At 70.5% G+C, this 19,732-nt stretch carries 16 protein-coding genes and 2 pseudogenes; 10 read left to right on the top strand and 8 right to left on the bottom strand.

What is annotated here, in order from left to right:
• Positions 1-13: 13 nt before the first annotated feature.
• Complete coding sequence (locus tag AC6I72_RS31000) at positions 14-1,300, top strand: BNR-4 repeat-containing protein (RefSeq protein WP_498004442.1); 1,287 nt, start codon at positions 14-16, stop codon at positions 1,298-1,300.
• An 83-nt stretch (positions 1,301-1,383) separates the two neighbouring features.
• Here the strand turns inward: AC6I72_RS31000 and AC6I72_RS30995 are convergent, their stop codons facing one another.
• Positions 1,384-2,121 (bottom strand): RraA family protein, encoded by a 738-nt coding sequence (locus tag AC6I72_RS30995; protein ID WP_498004441.1) that lies wholly within the window; start codon positions 2,119-2,121, stop codon positions 1,384-1,386.
• Positions 2,122-2,303: 182 nt separating this feature from the next.
• Here AC6I72_RS30995 and AC6I72_RS30990 point away from each other — a divergent pair, with 182 nt between their 5' ends.
• The 5 genes from AC6I72_RS30990 (at position 2,304) to AC6I72_RS30970 (ending at position 8,874) form a co-directional block, all read left to right on the top strand.
• The gene (locus AC6I72_RS30990) at positions 2,304-3,605 is read left to right on the top strand and encodes an alpha-L-fucosidase (protein WP_498004440.1); all 1,302 of its coding nucleotides are present in this window, start codon (positions 2,304-2,306) and stop codon (positions 3,603-3,605) included.
• A gap of 179 nt (positions 3,606-3,784) precedes the next feature.
• Positions 3,785-5,029, top strand: a complete 1,245-nt coding sequence (locus AC6I72_RS30985) for an ABC transporter substrate-binding protein (RefSeq protein WP_498004439.1) — start codon at positions 3,785-3,787, stop codon at positions 5,027-5,029.
• The gene (locus AC6I72_RS30980; RefSeq protein ID WP_498004438.1) at positions 5,008-5,934 is read left to right on the top strand and encodes a carbohydrate ABC transporter permease; all 927 of its coding nucleotides are present in this window, start codon (positions 5,008-5,010) and stop codon (positions 5,932-5,934) included. Before AC6I72_RS30985 ends, AC6I72_RS30980 begins: the two co-directional genes overlap by 22 nt.
• 10 nt (positions 5,935-5,944) lie before the next feature.
• The gene (locus tag AC6I72_RS30975) at positions 5,945-6,859 is read left to right on the top strand and encodes a carbohydrate ABC transporter permease (RefSeq protein ID WP_498004437.1); all 915 of its coding nucleotides are present in this window, start codon (positions 5,945-5,947) and stop codon (positions 6,857-6,859) included.
• Between the two features lie 41 nt (positions 6,860-6,900).
• On the top strand, positions 6,901-8,874 hold the full coding sequence (locus AC6I72_RS30970; protein ID WP_498004436.1) for a right-handed parallel beta-helix repeat-containing protein: 1,974 nt from the start codon (positions 6,901-6,903) through the stop codon (positions 8,872-8,874).
• 69 nt (positions 8,875-8,943) lie between these two features.
• On the opposite strand, the gene AC6I72_RS30965 is transcribed toward AC6I72_RS30970, so the two are convergent.
• The 3 genes from AC6I72_RS30965 to AC6I72_RS30955 all read right to left on the bottom strand — a co-directional run bounded on the left by AC6I72_RS30965 (position 8,944) and on the right by AC6I72_RS30955 (position 11,667).
• Positions 8,944-9,702 (bottom strand): GntR family transcriptional regulator, encoded by a 759-nt coding sequence (locus AC6I72_RS30965; protein WP_498004435.1) that lies wholly within the window; start codon positions 9,700-9,702, stop codon positions 8,944-8,946.
• A gap of 49 nt (positions 9,703-9,751) precedes the next feature.
• Positions 9,752-10,747 carry an acetylxylan esterase gene (locus AC6I72_RS30960; protein ID WP_498004434.1) on the bottom strand — a complete coding sequence of 332 codons (996 nt, stop codon included), beginning with the start codon at positions 10,745-10,747 and terminating at the stop codon, positions 9,752-9,754.
• A gap of 101 nt (positions 10,748-10,848) precedes the next feature.
• Positions 10,849-11,667: an amidohydrolase family protein gene (locus AC6I72_RS30955; RefSeq protein WP_498004433.1), complete on the bottom strand. Its 819-nt coding sequence runs from the start codon at positions 11,665-11,667 to the stop codon at positions 10,849-10,851.
• Between the two features lie 173 nt (positions 11,668-11,840).
• Here AC6I72_RS30955 and AC6I72_RS30950 point away from each other — a divergent pair, with 173 nt between their 5' ends.
• From AC6I72_RS30950 to AC6I72_RS30940, 3 genes are all read left to right on the top strand, one after another.
• Complete coding sequence (locus tag AC6I72_RS30950; RefSeq protein WP_498004432.1) at positions 11,841-13,736, top strand: DUF8034 domain-containing protein; 1,896 nt, start codon at positions 11,841-11,843, stop codon at positions 13,734-13,736.
• Entirely contained in the window at positions 13,733-14,689 is a 957-nt protein-coding gene (locus AC6I72_RS30945) for an aldo/keto reductase (protein WP_498004431.1), read from the top strand. The genes AC6I72_RS30950 and AC6I72_RS30945 overlap by 4 nt, the downstream gene beginning before the upstream one ends.
• A gap of 423 nt (positions 14,690-15,112) precedes the next feature.
• Positions 15,113-16,078 (top strand): endonuclease/exonuclease/phosphatase family protein, encoded by a 966-nt coding sequence (locus AC6I72_RS30940; RefSeq protein WP_498004870.1) that lies wholly within the window; start codon positions 15,113-15,115, stop codon positions 16,076-16,078.
• Between the two features lie 336 nt (positions 16,079-16,414).
• On the opposite strand, the gene AC6I72_RS30935 is transcribed toward AC6I72_RS30940, so the two are convergent.
• From AC6I72_RS30935 to AC6I72_RS30920, 4 genes and pseudogenes are all read right to left on the bottom strand, one after another.
• Positions 16,415-16,939 (bottom strand): hypothetical protein, encoded by a 525-nt coding sequence (locus tag AC6I72_RS30935; protein ID WP_498004430.1) that lies wholly within the window; start codon positions 16,937-16,939, stop codon positions 16,415-16,417.
• 547 nt (positions 16,940-17,486) lie between these two features.
• On the bottom strand, positions 17,487-17,948 hold the full coding sequence (locus tag AC6I72_RS30930) for a DoxX family protein (protein WP_498004429.1): 462 nt from the start codon (positions 17,946-17,948) through the stop codon (positions 17,487-17,489).
• 190 nt (positions 17,949-18,138) lie between these two features.
• Positions 18,139-18,438: a hypothetical protein gene (locus AC6I72_RS30925; RefSeq protein WP_498004428.1), complete on the bottom strand. Its 300-nt coding sequence runs from the start codon at positions 18,436-18,438 to the stop codon at positions 18,139-18,141.
• Positions 18,439-18,791: 353 nt separating this feature from the next.
• Positions 18,792-19,620 (bottom strand): annotated as a pseudogene (locus AC6I72_RS30920) (APC family permease); the annotation flags it as partial.
• 4 nt (positions 19,621-19,624) lie between these two features.
• Between AC6I72_RS30920 and AC6I72_RS30915 the strand changes: the two are divergent.
• A pseudogene (locus AC6I72_RS30915) lies at positions 19,625-19,729 on the top strand (IS481 family transposase); the annotation flags it as partial.
• Positions 19,730-19,732: the final 3 nt, after the last annotated feature.

Genomic DNA, 19,732 nt, shown 5'->3' with positions numbered 1-19,732 from the left:
GAAGGAGTCATCCATGCGAAACGCCGGCGCCCGCGCGTTCACCACGTCTGCCGCGGCCCTCACCGCCGCGGTCACTTTGGCCGCGACCGCCCAGGCCACCACCGCGACGGCCGTGGTCGAGAAGGTCCCGTACACCATGGACTCGTCGAACCAGGCGGCCTGGTGGACCCCGGCGGCCACCTACAAGGGGAACGGCGAGTACACGTACTTCGCGTTCAACGAGCCCGGCACGACGGGGGCCACGCACCGTCCGGCCGTCGCCCGCCGCGCCCCGGACGGCACCTGGAGCCGGTTCCCGCTGCTCAGAGGTGACGGAACGCAGGCCGAGTTCACCGACGACAACGGCCACAACCAGCCCTCCGTCGCCCGCGACGGCAGCGGCCGGCTGCATGTCTTTACATCCATGCACTGCGACACATGGCGCTACTTCCGCTCCGACGTGGCCGGCGGCTCCCTGACCGATCACGCCGACGAGCTGCCCGATCAGGGCGCCGGCATCACCTACCCCGTGCTGACGACCGCTCCCGACGGCGACCTGTACCTGGCCGCTCGGGTGGGCTGCGCCGCGGACCAGCGCCCCGGCAAGCTCTATCACTGGGACAACGCCACCGCGACGTGGAGCGTGGTCGCCACCTTCGGTTCCGCCCTGAACCGTGCCGCCTACCCCGACGACCTCCAGGTCGACGCCTCCGGTCGCGTCCATCTCCTGTACGAGTGGTCCAAGGCCCCCGCGTCCGCCTTCCGCCACCAGCTCTCCTACCTCCGCTACGACCCGGCCACCGGGGATTTCACGGACCACGCCGGTGCCGCCGTCGCCGTCCCCACGACCCCCGACACCTCGGACGTCCTCCAGGGCCTGACCACCGGCGAGGAGTGGAGCACCGACAACACCGGGTACACCGGGCCCGCGGTGCAGAGCGCCAAACTGACCCTCGACGGCTCGACGCCCAAGGTCGCCTTCCGCTACCGCTCGGCCGACAGCGCGGGCGACTTCCGCGTGTACTACGCATACCCGAGCGGCGGCGGCTGGGCGCGGCAGACCGTGTACGCGGGCGGCCAGACCGCCGCCGCCATCGGCATCACCTGGGACGGGACGGAGGGCAAGCGCGTCTACTACGTGACCGCCGCGGGAGTGGACCGCGTCTTCGCGGCGACCGAGGCCGGCGGTGCCTGGACGTCGTCATCGATCACGCCGGGCCTGACTGCGGACCGACTCGCGGTGCGGCGGGACGCGGACGGGCAGGACGTGCTCTATCTGCCGGACACCGCACACAACTCCCTCTACTACGCGCGCCGTTGAGTTCGGGGCCAGTCCGGGGCGGCGTGTTCACGGCACGCCGCCCGGCCATCCAGCGGGCTCGCGCCGTCGCGGGCCGGGCCGCCTCAGGTCGCAGGCCTGCTCGCCAGATACTCCTCCAGGCCCTCGCCCGTGAGGGGGTAGTAGTCGGACAGGCGCCCGCCCTCGTCGAGTCGGCGGCGTGCGAACGCCTCGCGGTCCTGGTGCAGCAGGGCGTCGTCAGCCAGCGCAATCGCACTGTGCTGCGGCACCACGACCGCGCCGTCCTCGTCGGCCACGATGAGATCGCCCGGGGTGACCAGCGTGCCGCCCACCCCGACCGGCACATTGAACGCGGAGGGGAACAGCTCCGTCTGCGAGGCGTAGTGCGGTGTGACGCCCGTGCACCAGATCGGCACACCGAGGGCCCTGACCCGGGCCGCGTCCCGCACCCGCCCGTCGACCACGATGCCCGCACCGCCGCGCAGCTTGAAGTAGCGCACCAGCATGTCGCCGAGGCAGCCGGTGAAGTGGCTGCCGTGGGCCGACACCACCAGCACGTCGCCCGGCCGGATGGACTCCAGCACGCCCCACAGCGCGGTGTCGCGCTCGGCGTCCTCCTGCTCGGCCCCGTTGAACACGTCCTCCCGGCGCGGCAGGAACTGCAGGGTCACGGCGCCGCCGGTGACCTTGACGTCCGGCTCCCGGTGCAGCGGCACGGGGCCGTCGATGAACGTCCGGGTGATGCCCATCTGATGTAGCTTCGCGCAGGCCGTCGCCGCGCTCACGTCCTCGAGCGCCTCCACCATGCGCGCGGTGGGCCGTGCGAAGGACGCGGTGTGCACCGGCGCCCTCATCGACTCGTAGATCCGGGTCCCCCCCGCCGACGGCGTTCCTCGATCCCTACTCGGGTTCATTCACTTGCCTCTCCGCGCGCTCCCCGCACGCAACGCCAGTGACAGCATCGCCTATCGATGGTAGATAACAGCCAATCGATTAGTGATGTCAATGCCATCAGGAGTCCTCCGTGCCCTCCCTTCCGCCCTCGCCCTCCGCGCCCCTCGCACCCGCCGGCTGGTTCGAGGCCGCACGCTTCGGGCTGTTCGTCCACTTCGGCCTCTACAGCCTCGCGGCGCGGCACGAGTGGGTGCGCAGCCGTGAGGCCATGTCCCAGCATTCGTACGACCGTTACCTCGAGCACTTCGACCCGGACCTCTTCGACGCCCGGGAACTGGCGCGTGCGGCGCGCAGGGCGGGGATGCGCTACGCCGTACTGACCGCGAAGCACCACGACGGCTTCTGCCTGTTCGACTCGGCACACACCGACTACACGTCGACGCGTGCGGCGGGCCGGGACCTGGTGGCCGAGTTCGGCGACGCGATGCGCGCCGAGGGGCTGCGCGTCGGCCTTTACTACTCGCTTCTGGACTGGCACCACCCGGACTTCCCCGTGGACGAGCACCATCCGCTGCGCGGCACCGGGGCCGCCGGCGACCCGCGGGACCTGGCACGCTACCGGTCGTATCTGCGGGCACAGGTACGGGAGTTGCTCACCGGGTACGGGCCCGTCGACCTGCTCTTCTTCGACTTCTCGTATCCCGGGATGGGCCCCGAGGAGTGGGGTGCGCGCGAACTGCTCGCCATGATACGGGCGTTGGCGCCCGGCATCCTCGTGAACGACCGGCTCGGCGTCCCCGGCGACTACGTGACGCCCGAGCAGTACCAGCCCGACCGCCCCGTGGAGCGGGACGGCGTCCCGGTGATGTGGGAGGCCTGCCACACCCTGAACGGCTCCTGGGGGTACGACCGGGACAACCACGACCACAAGGACCCGGCGCTGCTGGTGCGGATGCTGGTGGAGTCGGTCGCGTGCGGCGGCAACCTGCTGCTCAACGTCGGACCCACCGGCCGTGGCGCGCTGGATCCGCGGGCGCGGGACACCCTGCGGGCGATCGGCGAGTGGACCCGGCTGCACGGGCGGGCGGTGCACGGCGCGGGACCGAGCCCGTACCAGGCACCCGCGAACGCCCTCTACACGCAGTCAGGGCGCCGCCTCTACCTCCATCTGCTCGCCTGGCCGCTGCGCCACGTCCATCTGCCCGGGCTCGCCGGCCAGGTGCGCTACGCGCAACTCCTGCACGACGGCTCGGAGATCGACCTCCAGGAGATCGACGGGACGCGGCACGAGCACAACAACCTGGCTCCCCCGGGCCGGCCAACGGGCACGCTCACCCTGACGCTCCCGGTGGCGCGGCCCGATGTGCTGCTGCCGGTGATCGAACTGTTCCTCGACGAGGACCAGGGAAAGCGGTTGCGGCAGCACTCTTGAACATGCCAGGGCGCCCCCCATAGCATCAGTAATCGATAGACGATTACTGGGCTCGCCCGGCAGCCGCATCTCACACCCGCGGCCCCCTTCCTTCGGCCGGTCCCCTCGTGTCGCTCGCCACGAGCTCCGCCCCGACGTCAGCTATCGATTATTCACGACTACGCAATGGAGCGTGCCCCATGAGAGGAATGTCGCGCCGGACCCGTGCGCTCGCCGTGGCTCCGCTGGTGATGGCGTCCGCCGTCGCCTGCGGCAGCGGGTCCGACCAGGCCGCGGAGGGCACTACCCTCCGCGTCATCGTGAACATCACGCCGAACCTGACGGAGAAGTACTGGAACGACCTCTTCGCGAGGTACGAGAAGGCGCACCCCGGCGTGACGGTGAAGCTCGAACTGACCGGCACGGTCGCTGCGGACGCGAAGCTGCGCCAGGACCTGGCCGCCGGCGATCCGCCGGACGTCGCGCAGCAGATCACGCCGACGGCCGACACCGCGCAGCTCTTCGCCGACCTGTCCGACCAGCCCTGGACCGTGAGGACGCCGCTGGCCGACCAGTACGCGATCGGCGGCAAGCACTACGTGGTCGGTGTGGGCGAGCAGATCCAGTCGCTCGTCTTCTACAACAAGGCGGTCTTCAAGAAGGCGGGGGTGGACGCCGGTGCGATCCGGACCATGGACCAATTCACTGCGGTCATGGGCAAGTTGAAGAACTCCGGCTACAAGCCCCTGCAGACCGCCGGGCAGTGGGTCACCGGGGGACAGTTCTCGATGATGGCCGACGCGGGCGTACTCACCGCCGACCCGAAGTGGACGGCCGAGCGCAACAAGGGCAAGGGGTCCTTCGCCGACAGCGGCTATCTGCCCTATCTCCAGTACTACAAGGGCTGGATCGACAAGGGCTACCTCGACAAGAGCGCGCTCGGCCTCACCTACACAGACGGCCAGACGGCGTTCCTGAACGGCAAGTCGGCGATGTACATCATGGGGTCGTTCTTCGTGCCCGCCGCGGACGCCGCGAAGAAGAGCGACGACATCGGCGTGTTCACGATGCCGACCGACGGGGCGTACCCGTCGGGCCAGTTCGGCAACATCTCCAACCCGTACGTCGTGGTGAACAAGTCGCGCCACAAGGCCGAGGCCATCTCGTTCGTGAAGTGGGCGACCACCGACCCGGAGGCCATCAGGAGCCAGCTCGCCTCCGACGGAAATCTGCGCGGCGGCTTCACGTACCCGATGTCGAGCCTGGGGACGTCGGTTCAGAAGATCCTGGACAAGGCTCCGTCGGTGATCGTGAAGGCCGGTGCGAACCAGCCGGTCGCCGGGTTCAGCGACGAGCTCAACAAGCAGATCCAGTCCCTGTACACGGGCGCCTCCCCCGAGGCCGTCGCCGACGGATTGGACAAGTGGTGGAACTCGCAGGGCTGAGCGGGGCGCAGCGGCGCGGGCGGCGCCGGGTCCGGCTGCGGGAGGCGGCCGTCTCCCTCGGGATGATGGGCCCGGCCGTCCTGCTCTACACGGTGATGACGGTCGTGCCGGTCGGGGTCGCCGTGTATCTCAGCCTCAGCGACTGGGACGGGTTCTCGACGGCCGCGTTCATCGGGCTCGACAACTACAAGCACCTTTTCGACGACCCGGGTTCGACGGATGCCTGGTACGTCACCGCACTCGTCGCGGGGGTCGGAACGGTGCTGATGGTGGGCCTCGGGCTCGTGTACGCGCTAGCGCTCAAGGCCAAGTCGCGCGCGAACTCCTTCTTCCGGGCCGTCGCCTACTTCCCCCACGTGATCAGCGCGCTGATCCTCGGCTATCTGTGGGCGGCGATCCTCGGCACGAACGGCGCGATCAACAACACCCTCGCGAAGTTCGGCATCGCGCCGGTCGGCTTCCTCTTCGACGAGAAGTTCGCGCTGATCTCGCTGATCGCCGTCATCGTGTGGGCCGGATTCGGCTTCAACGTCGTCCTGTTCGTGGCGGCGCTGCAGACCGTACCGGCCGAGCTGCTCGAGGCGGCCGCGATCGACGGGGCGAGCAGGCGCCAGGCCGACCTGCGGGTGGTCATCCCGATGATCGCGCCCGTGGTGACTGTGGCGACGGTGCTGAACCTGGTGGGGCTCATCCGCGCCTATGACATCGTGGTGAGCCTGACCGGTGGCGGTCCGGCCGGGTCGACGCAGACGTTCACGTATCTCATTCTCGCCCGGTCCTTCGAGGGCACCAAGGTCGGCTACGCGACCGCGCAGGCGGTGTTCCTGATGGTGGTGTCCGCCGTGCTCGCCCTCCTCGTGACGGCGCTGCGCAATCGTCAGGACCGGGCCGCGACAGGTGGTTGAGGAGCCGGTGGTGGTGGTAGCAGAGGCAAAGCCCGACGTCAGGCCGACGACCGGGCCGGCGCACAGCGCCGACGGCAAGCGCGGCGCCGGGCGCAAGGAGTCGCGCTCGCCCGTGCGTTGGGTACTGCTCGGTGTGCTGTTCGTCGTGATGACAGTGCCGATCTATCTGCTCGTCGTGAACGCTTTCAAGTCGCAGCAGGACATCCTCGACAACCCGTTCTCGATCCCGCTCCGCAAGCTGACCTTCGCGCACATGTCGGCGGCGATCAGCAGCCCGCAGTTCAACGTGATCGGCGGGTACGGCTTCACGCTGTTCCTCGTCGTGGTCGTGGACGTGCTGTGCGTCCTGCTTGCGGGCCCGGCGGCGTACGTGATCGCGCGCAGCCTCAAGCGGCGTACGCAGCTGGTGCTGCTGTACTTCCTGGCCGGGACGTTCATCCCGGGTGCCGCGGTGATCATTCCGGTGATCTACGTGCTGCGCGAGGTCGGCCTGGCCAACACGGTGACCGGTCTGATCGCGCACGACGTGGCGTCCACGCTGCCGGTGAGCATCTTCTTGTTCGTCGGGTTCATCCGCACCATCCCGGTGGACATCGACCATGCGGCGACGATCGACGGCGCGGGCCGCTACCGGACGTTCTGGACCATCGTCTTCCCCCTGATGCGTCCGGCGGTCGTCACGGTCCTGATCCTCAACTCGATCGGGATCTGGAACGACTTCGTCTCCCCGCAGATCCTGCTCAGCCCGTCCTCCGGGCACTACACGGTGACGACCGCGATCTATGCCGGCATCAGCCAGTACTCGACGGACCTCACGAAGGTGTTCCCCAACCTACTGCTCGCCGTCGCGCCGGTCGTCATCTTCTTCATCTACATGCAGCGCCACATCATCAGTGGGCTCACGGTGGGTGCCGTGAAGGGCTGACCTCCGCGTTGTCCGCCGGCCTCAGAGGAAAGGATCACGGAGTGTCCAGGAGATGGAGACATCTGTCCGCGGCCGCCCTGCTCACTGCGCTGACAGTGGTCGTGGCCGGTCATCCGGCGGCGGCCCATCCGCCCACGTCCCAGGCGGGCCGGACCTACTACGTCGGTCCGTACGGCGACGATGCCAACGCCGGCACCGACGCCACGTACCCCTTCCGGCACATCCAGAAGTGCGCGGACATCATGGTGCCCGGCGACACGTGCGAGATCGTCTCGGGCTCGTACGAGGAGACTGTGGTCCCGGCCCGGTCCGGCACCGCCGAGCTGCCGATCACGTACAAGGCCGCGGTGGGCGCCGACGTCACGGTGAACGGGGCCTCGCGGCTGTCCGGATTCGACCCGGTCACCGCCGCCGACGTCACCGAGATCGCGAAGAGTGATCCGTTCGCCGCCGGCTCGCAGTTCAGCGACGCGGTGGCGGCCGGGCACATCTACAGCACCGACGTGGACCTCGGCTCGGACGTGGCGACGGTCCAGGTGTTCACCGACAAGAAGATGGACATCGAGGCACAATGGCCTTATCCGGGACCGGACTTGCTGGGACCCACGCTCCAGTACGCCGGTGCGGGCAGTGCGAACGCCACGATCTCCGACGCGGCCCTGACCCGCCCCGCAGGGTACTGGGACGGCGCACGTGCCCTCACCGGCTACTGGTACGTCTCGGCCACCGGCACCGTGAAGAGTTCAGCGGTCGGCTCGGTGACCCTCGACGTGGCGCCGCCGTGCGTCCACAAGGTCGTACCGAACGAGACCCGGTACTCCCTCTCCGGGAGGATCGGTGAACTCGCACACCCCGGCGAGTGGTTCTACGACCCGACGGTCAAGAAGCTGTACGTGTACGGGGACGACGACCCGGACAACCACCGGGTGGAGGCCAAGCGGCGCACCCTGGGCTTCGACCTGACGAACACCAGCCACACGAAGGTGTCGGGCATCAAGCTCTTCGCGACGACCGTGCAGACGGGCGCGACGAGCACGGGCGTGACGCTGGACGGCATCGAGGGCCGGTACCTGTCGCACTACACGGACATCACGCGCGGCGCGACGGACTGCGGCACGACGGTGACGCGGGGCGTCACGGACACGGGCCTGATCATCAACGGCACCCGCAACAGGGTGATCAACAGTGATCTGTCGCTGAGCGCGGGCAACGGCATCGCGCTGCGCGGCCAGAACAACACCGCCACCGGCAACGTGATCCACGATGTCGACTACATGGGCACGTACGCGGCCGGCATCGCCGTGCAAGGCAACAGCCAGACGGTCACCCACAACACGATCTCGCGGGTCGGCCGCAGCGGCATCAACCTGCAGTGGAACACCGTGGAGGGGCTCGAACCCGGCAAGGACGTGATCGCGTACAACGACATCTCGGGGTACGCGCGGCTCAGCCTCGACGTCGCCGCGATCTACACCTGCTGCAGCGCGTACATGATGGGCTCGTCCGTCGACCACAACGTGCTGCACGACCCGGATCCGAGCACCAAGTCGTCGACGTTCGGCATCTCGGGCATCTACGCCGACAACGGGCAGAGCGACCTGGTCATCGCGAACAACGTGGGCTGGGGCAACCGCGAGGGCACGGTGATGCTCAACGGGCTCGGGACCGGGTCGCACGACAACCTGGTCGCCAACAACACCGGCGGGATGACCCTCTTCTACGTCAAGGAGCCGGGGCAGTCGACCGGCACGGAGATCTACAACAACATCGGGACGATCCGGGGGCTGAGCGGCGCGACCGACGGGGGGCTCGTACTGTCCCACAACCTGCCCCCGGACGCCGATCCGCTGTTCGTCGACGCGGCGGCGCACGACTACCGGCTGTCGGCCGGCTCACCGGCACGCAACGCGGCGATCGCACTGCCCGGCATCAACGACGGGTCGGCCGATCCGGTGCCGAGCCTGGGCGCGTACCAGTACGGGGCGCCCCGGTGGACCGCGGGAGCCCGCGGTTAGCCCGACCACAGGGCCGAGGCCCGAGCCGGGATGTGCGGCTCGGGCCTCGGTTGTCATGCTGTCGGGTGGTCAGGGCTTCTTGGCCGCGGCCTTCCGCGGCTTCTTCGCCGCCCCGGCCGCCCTGGGCGCCTTTTTCGCGCGGGCGTCCGGGACCGGACCGCGGCCGGCGGCGTGGTCGGCGAACGCCGCGGCCGCCTTCCCGGCGTCACCGGAACGCAGCAGTTCGACCAGGCGGCCGTGCTCGTCGGCCATCGCGCTCCAGTCGCCCTCGAAGAGCGGGTCCGAGATGGCGCGCAGGGTCCGCAGGCTGGGCTCGATGACCTCCCACATGCGGGCCAGGAACGGGTTGCCCGCGATCTGGCTGACCAGCGTGTGGAACTCGATGTCGGCGTCCCGGAACCGGCTCACGTCGTGCGCCGCGACCGCGGCGTGCATCCGCTCCACCAGCGCGTCGAGCTCACGCAGATGGTCGTCGGTGAGATGCTCGGTGGCGAGCTGGGCGGCCAGCCGCTCCAGCGGTTCGCGCACCTGGCGGGCGTACTCGGCGTCCTGCGAGGAGATCTCGACGACGAAGTGCCCGCGGCGCGGGACGTGCATGAGCAGGCCCTCGCGGGCGAGCCGCTTGACCGCCTCGCGCACCGGAGCCTGGCTCACGCCGAGGCGCCGCGCGATCTCCGACTCGACCACGCGCTCGTTCGGCGCGAGGTCGCCGTCCACGACGGCCTGGCGCAGCAGGTCGTACACCTGGTCGGAGATCAGGGTCTTGCGGAAGCGGTCCTTGTTGGTGACCAGCGTGGAGACGAATCCAGCCGACGCATTCGATGCCATGAGTTCCCAATCGTGCGACGGGGCGAGCCAGTTGTGCCATGATACGCGCTCATCGTCTATCGATGGTGTCCGCCAGCCGCTTCGCGAGCCAGTCCAGCTTGACGACCTCGTGGGCTGGGCCGCCGCCCTCGTGGTCGTTGAAGGGGTACGCGCGGATCTGTTTGTCCGCTTGGGCCGGAACGCGCTCGGCACTGTAGTGGTTGAAGGCCGCGTACACGGTGGACGGCGGGCAGACGTGGTCCATCAGGCCGGCCGAGAACAGGGCCGGCGCGGTGGCCCTGCGGGCCAGGCTGACGCCGTCGAAGTAGGCCATCGTGCGGGCGACCGTGGCCGCATGCTCCCGGTGCAGTTTCACGAACTGCGCGACCTCGACGTACGGCGGGCGGTCGGTGAGCGTGGTGGCGCGCGGGAAGTGGCACAGGAACGGCACGTCCGGCATGACGCCGACGAGGTCGGGAACCAAGCCCGCCGCGGCGAGCGCGATGCCGCCGCCCTGACTGGTGCCGGTGACGACGACGCGCGCCGGGTCGACGGCGGGGTGGGTGCGCACGGCGGCAACGGCGCGGACCGCGTCGGTGTAGAGGCGCCGGTAGTAGTAGCGGTGCGGGTCGAGGACACCGCGGGTGAGGAAGCCGGGGGCCGCTGTGTCGCCGGTGGCCGGGTCGGGGTCGGGGGTCTCGGCTCCCTGGCCGCGGGTGTCCATGACGAAGTGGGCGTATCCGGCGCAGGCCCACAGCCGCTTCTCGTGCGGGGCGCCCCGACCGCTGCCGTACCCCAGGTACTCCACGACGGCGGGCAGGGGGCCGGTGCGGGTCACCGGCAGGTGCAGCCAGCCGCGCACCGGATGCCCGCCGTATCCGGCGAAGGTCACGTCGAAGGTGTCGATCGTGGCCAGCCCGTTGTGGACGGGGTCGAACGTGGCGGCGGTGGCGAACTGCTCCTGCTCGGCGAGGGTGCCCTGCCAGAACCCGTCGAAGTCGGCGGGCTCCGGCAGGTCGGGGCGGTATCTCTCGAGCTCGTCCAGGGGCAGGTCGAAGAAAGCCATGGAGCGTCTCCGCGGAGTCGGGGCCGGCCGGGCCGGGCCGGAGCAGTCGGTCATCGCCTATCGATCATCGAGGGAATCGAAGCAGGACGCTTCGCGGCGTGTCAACCACGCAGCCCGTACACCCGCACGGCGTTCGTGTGCAGGACGCCCTCCCGCTGCCGCGCCGTGAGGTGGGCGAGGCCGAGCCGGGACAGGGCCAGCGAGTCGGCGCGGCTCCCGCGGGGCAGGCAGATCGGCCAGTCGGATCCGATCAGGCAGCGCTGCGGGCCGACGGTGTCCACAACGCGGCGGACCAGGGCCGCGACCCGTTGGTGCGGGACACCGTGCTGCTGGGTCAGCAGGCCGGAGATCTTCACGACGACGTTCGGCGCCGCGGCGGCCCGGTCGAGGTCCGCGTACCACTCCCCCGGGTCCGTGCGCAGGTTCGGCAGGTTGCCGAGGTGGTCGACGACCACGGTGAGCGCCGGATGCCGGGCGGCCACGTCGGCGGCGGTGCGCAACGCGCCTGCCAGGAGGTTGAGTTCGAGGACGACACCGGCGTCGGCGAGGACGGGGAGCAGGGCGCGGGCGTTTGCGGGGGTGTCCGTCCAGCGCGGCCCGCCGAGCCGCATCCCGTTGGGGCGCGTCTCGCCCGGGTCCAGCAGGGCGCGCAGCCGGTGCGGGCCGGCGTCGGCGTGGGCGTGCAGGTTCGCGACGTGTCCCGCCACGAGGTCCGGCCGCAGCAGCCGCGCCTCGCGCAGGGCGCGTGTCTCGCCGGCGTCGCCCCGGGAGGCCTCGACGAGGATCGCCCCGGACAGACCCAGGCCCGTCCCCGAGGCGGCCAGGTCGTCCGTGCTGAAGGTCCGGTGGTGTGCGCTGTCGCGGCGGATCCAGGGGAATCCCAGGGCCGGGTCCCACAGGTGGATATGGCAGTCGATCACGGTCGGCAGCCTCCTCGGGGGCCGTTCCGGAGTGGTTCCGGAGTATTGACACGTCGGCTGGCGCCAGTGAGTCTAACCATCGGCTATCGATGGGCGATTGCGAGAGGTGGGTGCACGTGAGGCACGGGACCGAGCAGAGCGGCGCTGGCGGACACAGTGGAAGCGGTGCGCCGATGAGGGCCGCGGCCGGGCCCGGCCCGCGCCTGCAAGCTGACCGCCCCATCGCGGACGTCCCCCGATGGGCCGCGCTGGAGCGGGAGTTGTTCGCGCTCCAGGACAAGGCGTGGCGGGTGTTCGCCGACCGGTACACCGAGGGCGACGGACGTCTCGTGTTCCGCGACACGCTGGGCCAGGGCCTGGACGGCCGCGACGGCGTGGACGACTTCTACGAGCCCTTCTTCAACTGGCCGACGCTGTACGTCCTCGGCGGCAGCACGGAGCTGCTGGCCGCGGCGCGCCGCCACTGGCACGGGGTGAGCGCGCAGCTCACCGAGATGGGCATGCTGCAAGGAGGCCTGGAGCGCGGCTACGACTGGTTCCACCAGGGCGAGGGGCTGCTGCTGTTCTACGGGCTGTGCCTGGCCGATCCGGGCGATGCCCAACTGCGCGACCTGGCCCGCACTTTCGCCGACTTCTACCTTCCGGACGGCCCGAACTACGACACTGAGCACCGGGTGATCCGGGCGCCGCACAACGGGTCGGCGGGTCCCCGGTGGGGGTTCAGCGACGAGGACGCGTACTTCCCGTGGAGCCTCGCTCTGCGCCCCTACGGCCTGCCGCTCGACGGGATTCCGGACGTGACGTCCTTCGACGAGCTGGCGGCGTCCCCCGAGCGGGCCCGCGCCTACGGCCGTGCGATGTGGGACCGGATGGGCCGCGGCGACACGATCGTGAACCTGGCGGCGACCGGGCTCGCCACCAACGCGTTTCTGCTCGGCGGCGGTCCGCACTACGCGGACTGGGTGGCCGAGTACGCCGGCGTCTGGCTCGAGCGGCTCACCGGGCACGACGTCGTCCCGGACAACGCCGGGCTGAGCGGGCAGGTCGGCGAGTACCTGGACGGCCGGTGGTACGGCGGGCACTACGGATGGTCGTGGCCGCACGGACTGTCCCCGGTCGCCAGCGGCACCCTGGTCGGCGCGTCCAACGCCACTCTGCTGACCGGCGACGCGGCCTACCTGGACCTGGCCCGCAACCCGCTGGACGCGGTGCTGCGCCGGGCCGAGCAGCGCGGCGCGGACGAGCGGGGCACCCTCGGCGAACGCTGGGACCCCCAGCTTGCGGCGATGACCGCCGACCGCACCCTGATGGTCCCGCAGCGCCACAACGACTCCGGCTGGTTCGACTTCACCGTCATGCCGGGGCAACTCCCCATGTCCCTGTGGCACTTCAGTCGGGCGGAGGCGGACCGGGAGCGGATCGAGGCGCTGCGGGCCGGCTCGCACTGGGACTGGACGACGGTGCACACCCAGCGCATCAAGGACGAGGCGGGACACGAGGAGCCTTGGTACGAGTTCCTGCAGGGCCGCAATCCGGACTTCCCCGAACGGATGCTGCGCAGCGCGCTCGCCTCGTGCCAGGAGCGGCTCGACGCCATCGCCGGGGACCCGGTGGACCCGGCCGTCGGGCCGGACGCCCTCGGCATCCACCACTGGCAGCACCTCAATCCGGTGCTGACCGAGGCACTGCTGCAGCTGACCACCGGCTCTCCGCAGGTCCTCTACAACGGCGGACTCGCCCATCTTCATCTGCGCTACCACGACGCCGAGGAACGGCGCCCTGGGCTGCCGCCGGACGTCGCCGCACTCGTCACGGACATCCGTCCGGACCACACGGTCGCGGAGCTGGTCAACCTGGGAGACGCGGCGCGCTCGGTGGTCGTGCAGGCGGGCTCCTTCGCCGAACACGTCGTGCACACCGTCCGCGTCGACGACGGGCCCGCGCACGAGGTGGACGGCCCGTACTGCCGTGTGGAACTGCCCGGCCGCACGCGGGTGCGGCTGACGCTGACCATGACCCTGCGGGCCGGCCGGCCCGCGTACAATTCCCCCTGGCAGGAGGCGCGATGACCGCGTCCACGACCGGCCGGGCCGCGTCCCGGACACCCTTCGCCCTCCCCCGCATCGGCATCGGGACAGCGCCGCTGGGCGGGCTGTTCGAGGAGGTGTCCGAGCAGGACGCCGCCGCCACACTGCGCACCGCTGCCGAGGCAGGGATCAGCTACTTCGACACCGCGCCGCGCTACGGGCACGGCCAGGCCGAGGAGCGCCTCGGCCGGCTGCTGGCGCCGGCCGGGATCACCGAGCCGGTCATCTCCACGAAGGCCGGGTGGCTGCTGCGCACCGGTCCCGGCGGTGCGCCGGGCGAGGTCGTCACGGACTGGACGGAGGCCGGGATCCGCCGGTCCCTGGAGTCGAGCCTGGCCCGGCTGGGCCGGTCCTCGGTCGACGTCCTGTACCTGCACGACCCGGACGACCACCCGGAGGAAGTCAGGCGCACGGCCTATCCGACGGTGCGCAAGCTGCGTGACGAGGGGCTGGTGCGCGCGATCGGGTTCGGCATGAACCACAGCGCGCCCCTGGCCGCGTACGTGGCCGCGTTCGAGGTGGACGTGGTTTTGATCGCGGGCCGGTTCTCGCTGCTCGACCACGAGGCACTGTCGACGTTGCTGCCGCTGTGCGCGCGGACGGGGACGGCGGTGGTCGTGGGCGGCGTCTTCAACACCGGTCTGCTTGCGGACCCGTCGCCCGACGCGATGTTCAACTACCGTCCGGTTCCGCGGCGGGAGCTGGCCCGGGCGCAGGAGTGCCGGGCGCTGTGCGACGGGTTCGGGGTGCCCTTGTCCGCGGCCGCGGTCCAGTTCCCGTTCCTGCACCCGGCGGTCGGCTCGGTGGTCGTCGGCTGCCGCTCCGCGGCCGAGGTGAGCGCGAACGCGGCGGCTGCACGCTTCCCCGTGCCGGACGAGCTGTGGTGGCGGCTGGCCGACGCCGGGTTCGTGCCGCGGTCGCTGCTGGAGGGCTGAGGCGGGCGGGGCTCTCCCCGCCCCCGCCGGGATCAGGTAGCCGACGTCGGTCTGGTTCCGCCAGTTCAGCACGGCGTCGATACCCGGGGTGATGGACTCCGGCAGGCCCGGCCAGTTGCCTGCGATCGGCCTCGGCCGCTGACGCCCTCGTCCGTCTTCAGACCGCAGCGCACGTACTGGTTGCCCTTGAAGAACCAGGCGATGGTTCCCTCTCCCAGCTCGCAGGAGGTGGTGGCTCGTCCTCTCCGTGCGGGAGGAGGATGGGCACGCGCTGACGGGGAAGCGGAACTGATTCACCTGGCGACTCGTCTCGGGTAACGAGCCGAGCGGATGGGAAGCCAGGTGGAGCGGGCGGACAACGGTGTGACGTCGACGGGAAAGACAGCGGTGCCCCGGTGGGCGCGGCGCTGGGGCGGGCAGGTGATGCCGGGCGAGGACGGAAAGGGTACGGCAGGGCGTCGGTGGGTCTGGACGCGGGGGCGGGTGCCCGCCGGGTTCGCGGTGCTGACGGCCGGGCTGCTGGCGTTCCACCGGACGGTGCCCAACTCTGCGGGCCGCCTGGGCAGTTTGCTGGAAGCTTTTCTGCCGTGGCTTGGCCTGGTGGTCCCGGTGCTGCTCGGTCTGGCCCTGCTGAGCCGTTCAGCCATCGCCCTGGTGGCCCTGCTCCTGCCGGTGGCGGCCTGGACGTACCTCTTCGGCGGGCTGTTCCTGCCCGAGGTGAAGGCCGGCCCGCACGACCTGCTCGTGGTGCAGCACAACGTGAGCGACGAGAACACCGACCCGGCGGGCACGGCCCGCGCCCTGGCTGACGCCGGGCCCGATCTCATCGCGCTGCAGGAACTGGTGCCCCCGGCGCTGCCGGTCTACGAGAAGACCCTCGCCCCCGACTACCCGTACCACGCGGTCCGGGGCACCGTCGGACTGTGGTCGAAGCATCCGCTCACCGATGCCCGGCTGCTGGACATCAAACCGCAGGAAATCGCAGGACCCTGGAGTCGCGGACTGCGGACCGTGGTCCACACGCCGCACGGCGAGATCGCGGCATACGTCGCGCACCTGCCCTCGGTCCGCATCCGGGCGAGCGGCCTCGCATCCTCCTGGCGTGACGAGAGCGCGGGCCTGCTGGGCAAGGCCGTCGCCGCCGAGGAGCTGAAAACGGTGATCCTGCTGGGCGACCTCAACGGCACCGTCGACGACCGCGGGCTGGCCCCGCTGACCTCACGGATGAACGTGGCGGAGCGGGGTTTCGCCTTCAGCTTCCCCGCCGCCTTCCCGCTGGCCCGGATCGACCAGGTCATGGCCCGCTCGGCAACCGTCGTCCACACCCGCACCCTGCCCGCCACAGGCAGCGACCATCTACCGATCGCCGCCCAGATCAGACTGCGCTGAAGGAGTGGTCTCACTGACAACAAGCCTGCCTATGTGACACCTGTCGTGCTTCGGCTCACTCCACCAACACGATCACGATCTACGGCTGGAGTGTATTCGAGCAGGACTTCTTGATGGGGTGTTGAGGCGTCGCGGGCCGGGTGTGCGAGACGGCTCGAACATCAGAGGGCTCCTCCCACGGAGCCGGATCGGACCAGTTCCACCGGGGTTCTCCAGCAGAGCCTTGATCTGCGCGAGCGTCGCCATTCGTACCGTGTGCGGCGTGAGTGACCTGCACCGGATGCACGGGACGCCGGAAAGGCTCAGGACCGCGCGGAGGCTCGTGCCTCATCGATGTCACCAGGCCCTGAACGGCAGCAACCCCAGATCCGCCGGAACACCGAACGGGTGGACACTGTCATCGGTAAGAATCCGGAAAATGAATTCGGACACCGGCATCTCGAAACGACGCCAATCATCGGTCGAATCGATGCGTGCCACGATCGGCCATCGGTCCGAATTCCCTCCGTCCTGAGCAAGCCAGTAGAACTCGGCTTCCCCCGCCGTGGACTGAGCCCACGAAAGCAGCCCTTCCTTGCCGGGTTCAAATACCGCGTGGGGGCGATAAACACTGGCCGCGTCCGGATGACGAATCAGCGTCTGCCTGAGCATGGACAAATTGCCGGAAACGCTAAATTCTCCTGAAGTGTCCCCGAGAAGGTACAGGTACTCGCCGAACACCCCCATGCCGAAGGTGTCCACCAGTTGCTTGAAGTCCGCCGGGAGCGTCGCACCAATCTCCTGCTCAACGGTTCCCCAATCGCTGTTCAGGCCAAGCGGCTCATGCCCGGCAAGCTGAGCGATCCTGTTTACCCATACCATTGAATACGCCTTCCCGAGACGGAAGAAGAAAGGTTGAAGTGGCTTCGTCGGGTAGGTTACCTCGGGCTTGTCGATGCCGGTGAATTCGGATTATTCGTCGGAGCCGTAGGCTGTGTAACCGTAGGTCTCCTTGGTGTCACCGCTGTCGGTCAGAGTCTTGACGTCGGTGTGGGAGTTGTAGCCGTAGTACTCGGGGTGGATCCGGGCTCAGGGGTTCCCGTCGGCACGATCGTATTGAATGCACAGCCATGTTCCGCTGGGGAAGCGACGGCCTTTCAGATTCCATCCCACGCCGGTCCAGTGCCTTGGCCAGGGGAGAACATTCCCCGAGTCCGAGTGCGTGGGTGCTCGCCGGCGGCCCTGCATCCGCCGCCGCCTCGGCGACCGACAACGCGTGTGGCGATCAGCGGCCGCCCGCGTGGCCGCGGTCGCCGTCCCACCAGCCGCAGTCGGCGTCGGTGCGGTGAGCGTACGAGGAAGGAAGGCGCCGCGGCACGTCAGGCCCCATCGTGACGGGCCCGGGCCCGCGACGGTGCGGCAGAGGAGACTACGAGGTGGGCACGGGCGCCGGGCTGTCGGTGTCCGCCGTGGCGGTCGTCCTCCTTCTCAGCAGGGACTCCGCCGCCCATGCACCGGGGCCGAGGCAGGCGATGAGGAGGAACGTCCAGCAGAACATCACCGCCGGCTCACCCCCGTTCTCGATCGGCAGCAGGGCGTGCGACTGGTGGACGCTGAAGTAGGCATAGGCCATGGATCCGGAGCAGACGAGGGCTGCCGCCCGTGTGAACAGGCCGAGGGCGACGAAGGCTCCGCCGACCAGCTGGATGGCGGCGGCCCACCATCCGGGCCACTGGAGGGCGGGCACCGTGCCGCCGCCGTGTGCCCCGCCCAGGACACCGAACAAGGACGCCGCGCCGTGGCAGGCGAAGAGGAAGCCGGTCACCAGGCGGAACACGCCCTGGGCGAACGGACGCGCGCTGCGTAAGGGCAGCGCCGATGAGAAGTTCATGGGGGTTGCTCCTCGGGGTACGCCGGAACCTGACCGCGGGCGCGGCGAGCTCCTGGCAATGGGCATGACAGTCCCATGGTGCTCAGTGCGCTTCTCCCGCACCAGTGTTCGAAAGCTCTGCGTTTCCTCTGAGCCGGTATTCCGGGAAGTCGCGGTCACCACTGCCGTCGGGGGGGGCGGCCAGCAGGGCTCAGCGGCCCGGCGTGCCCTCTGCGCCAGCCAGGACCTCGAGGACGTCCTCGGCGGGGCGGCGGGGCGGCACCGCTCCCGGTGGTCCGTGGCCGAGGCGCAGCACCATCTGACCCTCCATCTGGACACGACCGTGACCGGCGGCGGGATCGCGGGCGAGCAGAGGCAGGTCAGCGCTCTGCAGCGGATGGGACGTCGGGGACGTGGCGAGCCCGGCCGAGGCCGCCTCCAGCGGGCCGCGTTCCAGTGCCTGGCCCGCGACCAGCCAGTCCGCCAGGATGTCCCCGCGTGTGCTCAGCATGGCCGGGTGGGGTGCTTCTCGAAGGCCGAGCGTTCACGGTCGGCCACCCGGCGACACCAGGCGGAGTCCCGCAGCAGGGGCTTGCCGCACGACGCGGCCGGCGGGCGCGCCCGTGGCCGGGCCCGGGCCCGGCCAGGGAAGCCGTCCGTGTCTCGTGCGGGACGGACGTCCGGGCCGGGGAGGGAACGCAGGAGGACGCGGCGCGGACCGGCACGCGGGGCCCGGTCCCACCCGCCGGGGCCGCCTGCGCGGTGCGCCGGTGCAGCGCTCCGCAGGAGGGCACCTCCCGTGGAGGGCGGGCACGGCCGCGGAGCGCGGCCCTCATGCCGCCGGGCGGGCGGCCGCGGCACGGCTCAGGCGGTGGTCCGGCGGCCGGCGTGGGCGTGGCGGAGGCCTGGCCGCGGCGCCGACGGCGGGCACGGCCACGCCGCTCAGCACCGAGGCGGCGGGCAGCGCGAGAGCAAGTGCCAGGCAGCCCGCCAGACCCACCGGGGGGGAAGGATCCTGGCCCGGCCGCCTCCGGTTACGGGCATGGTCCAGGCCGAGGCGTTGGCGACGGTGTAGTAGACCGCACGCCGAAGGAGGAGAACCCGATCGCTCCGCGCACGTCGGTCACCGCGGCGACGACGGCCACCACCGCGCCGACCGCCGCTCCGGCCCGGTGCGGCACCATGAACCGAGGGTGAACGGCGGACAGGGCGGGGGCAGGTGCCGGTCCCGCGCCATGGCCGGCACCGTGCGCGAGACGCCGAGGACGAGCGCGAGCAGCGACCCCAGCGACGCCACCGCAGCGCCCGCCCGGACCCGGGTGCGAGCCGGCCGGCGCCCGCGGCCCGCACCGTCTCCACCAGCGGCGCGGAAGCCTCGGCCAGGCGGCTCGGGCCGAGGACGGTCAGGGCGCAGGCGGCGACGAGCGCGTAGACGACGACGGTGGTGCCCAGCGAGAGGCGGACGGCACGGGGGATGGTCCGCGCCGGATCGCGCACCTCCTCCCCGAGCGTGGCGATCCGCGCGTAGCCGGCGAAGGCGAAGAACAGCAGTCCGCCCGCCTGCAGCACCCCGCCGAACGACGCGCGGGGCCCCCTGCACATGCGTGAGGCTCGCGGCGCCGGAGGTCAGTGCGACCGTCACGACGGCGGTGAGAACGGCCAGCACGAGCACGACGATCGCCCGGCTCAGCCACACCTTCCCCGACTGGCTGGACTGGTACAACTACCACCGACCCCACACCGGCACCGGCGGCCAACCACCAGCCAGCCGCGTCACCAACCTGCCCGAACAACACACCTAGCGC

Source organism: Streptomyces sp. Xyl84 (genome assembly GCF_059731885.1).
This window is presented reverse-complemented; position numbering and strand designations above follow the sequence as displayed.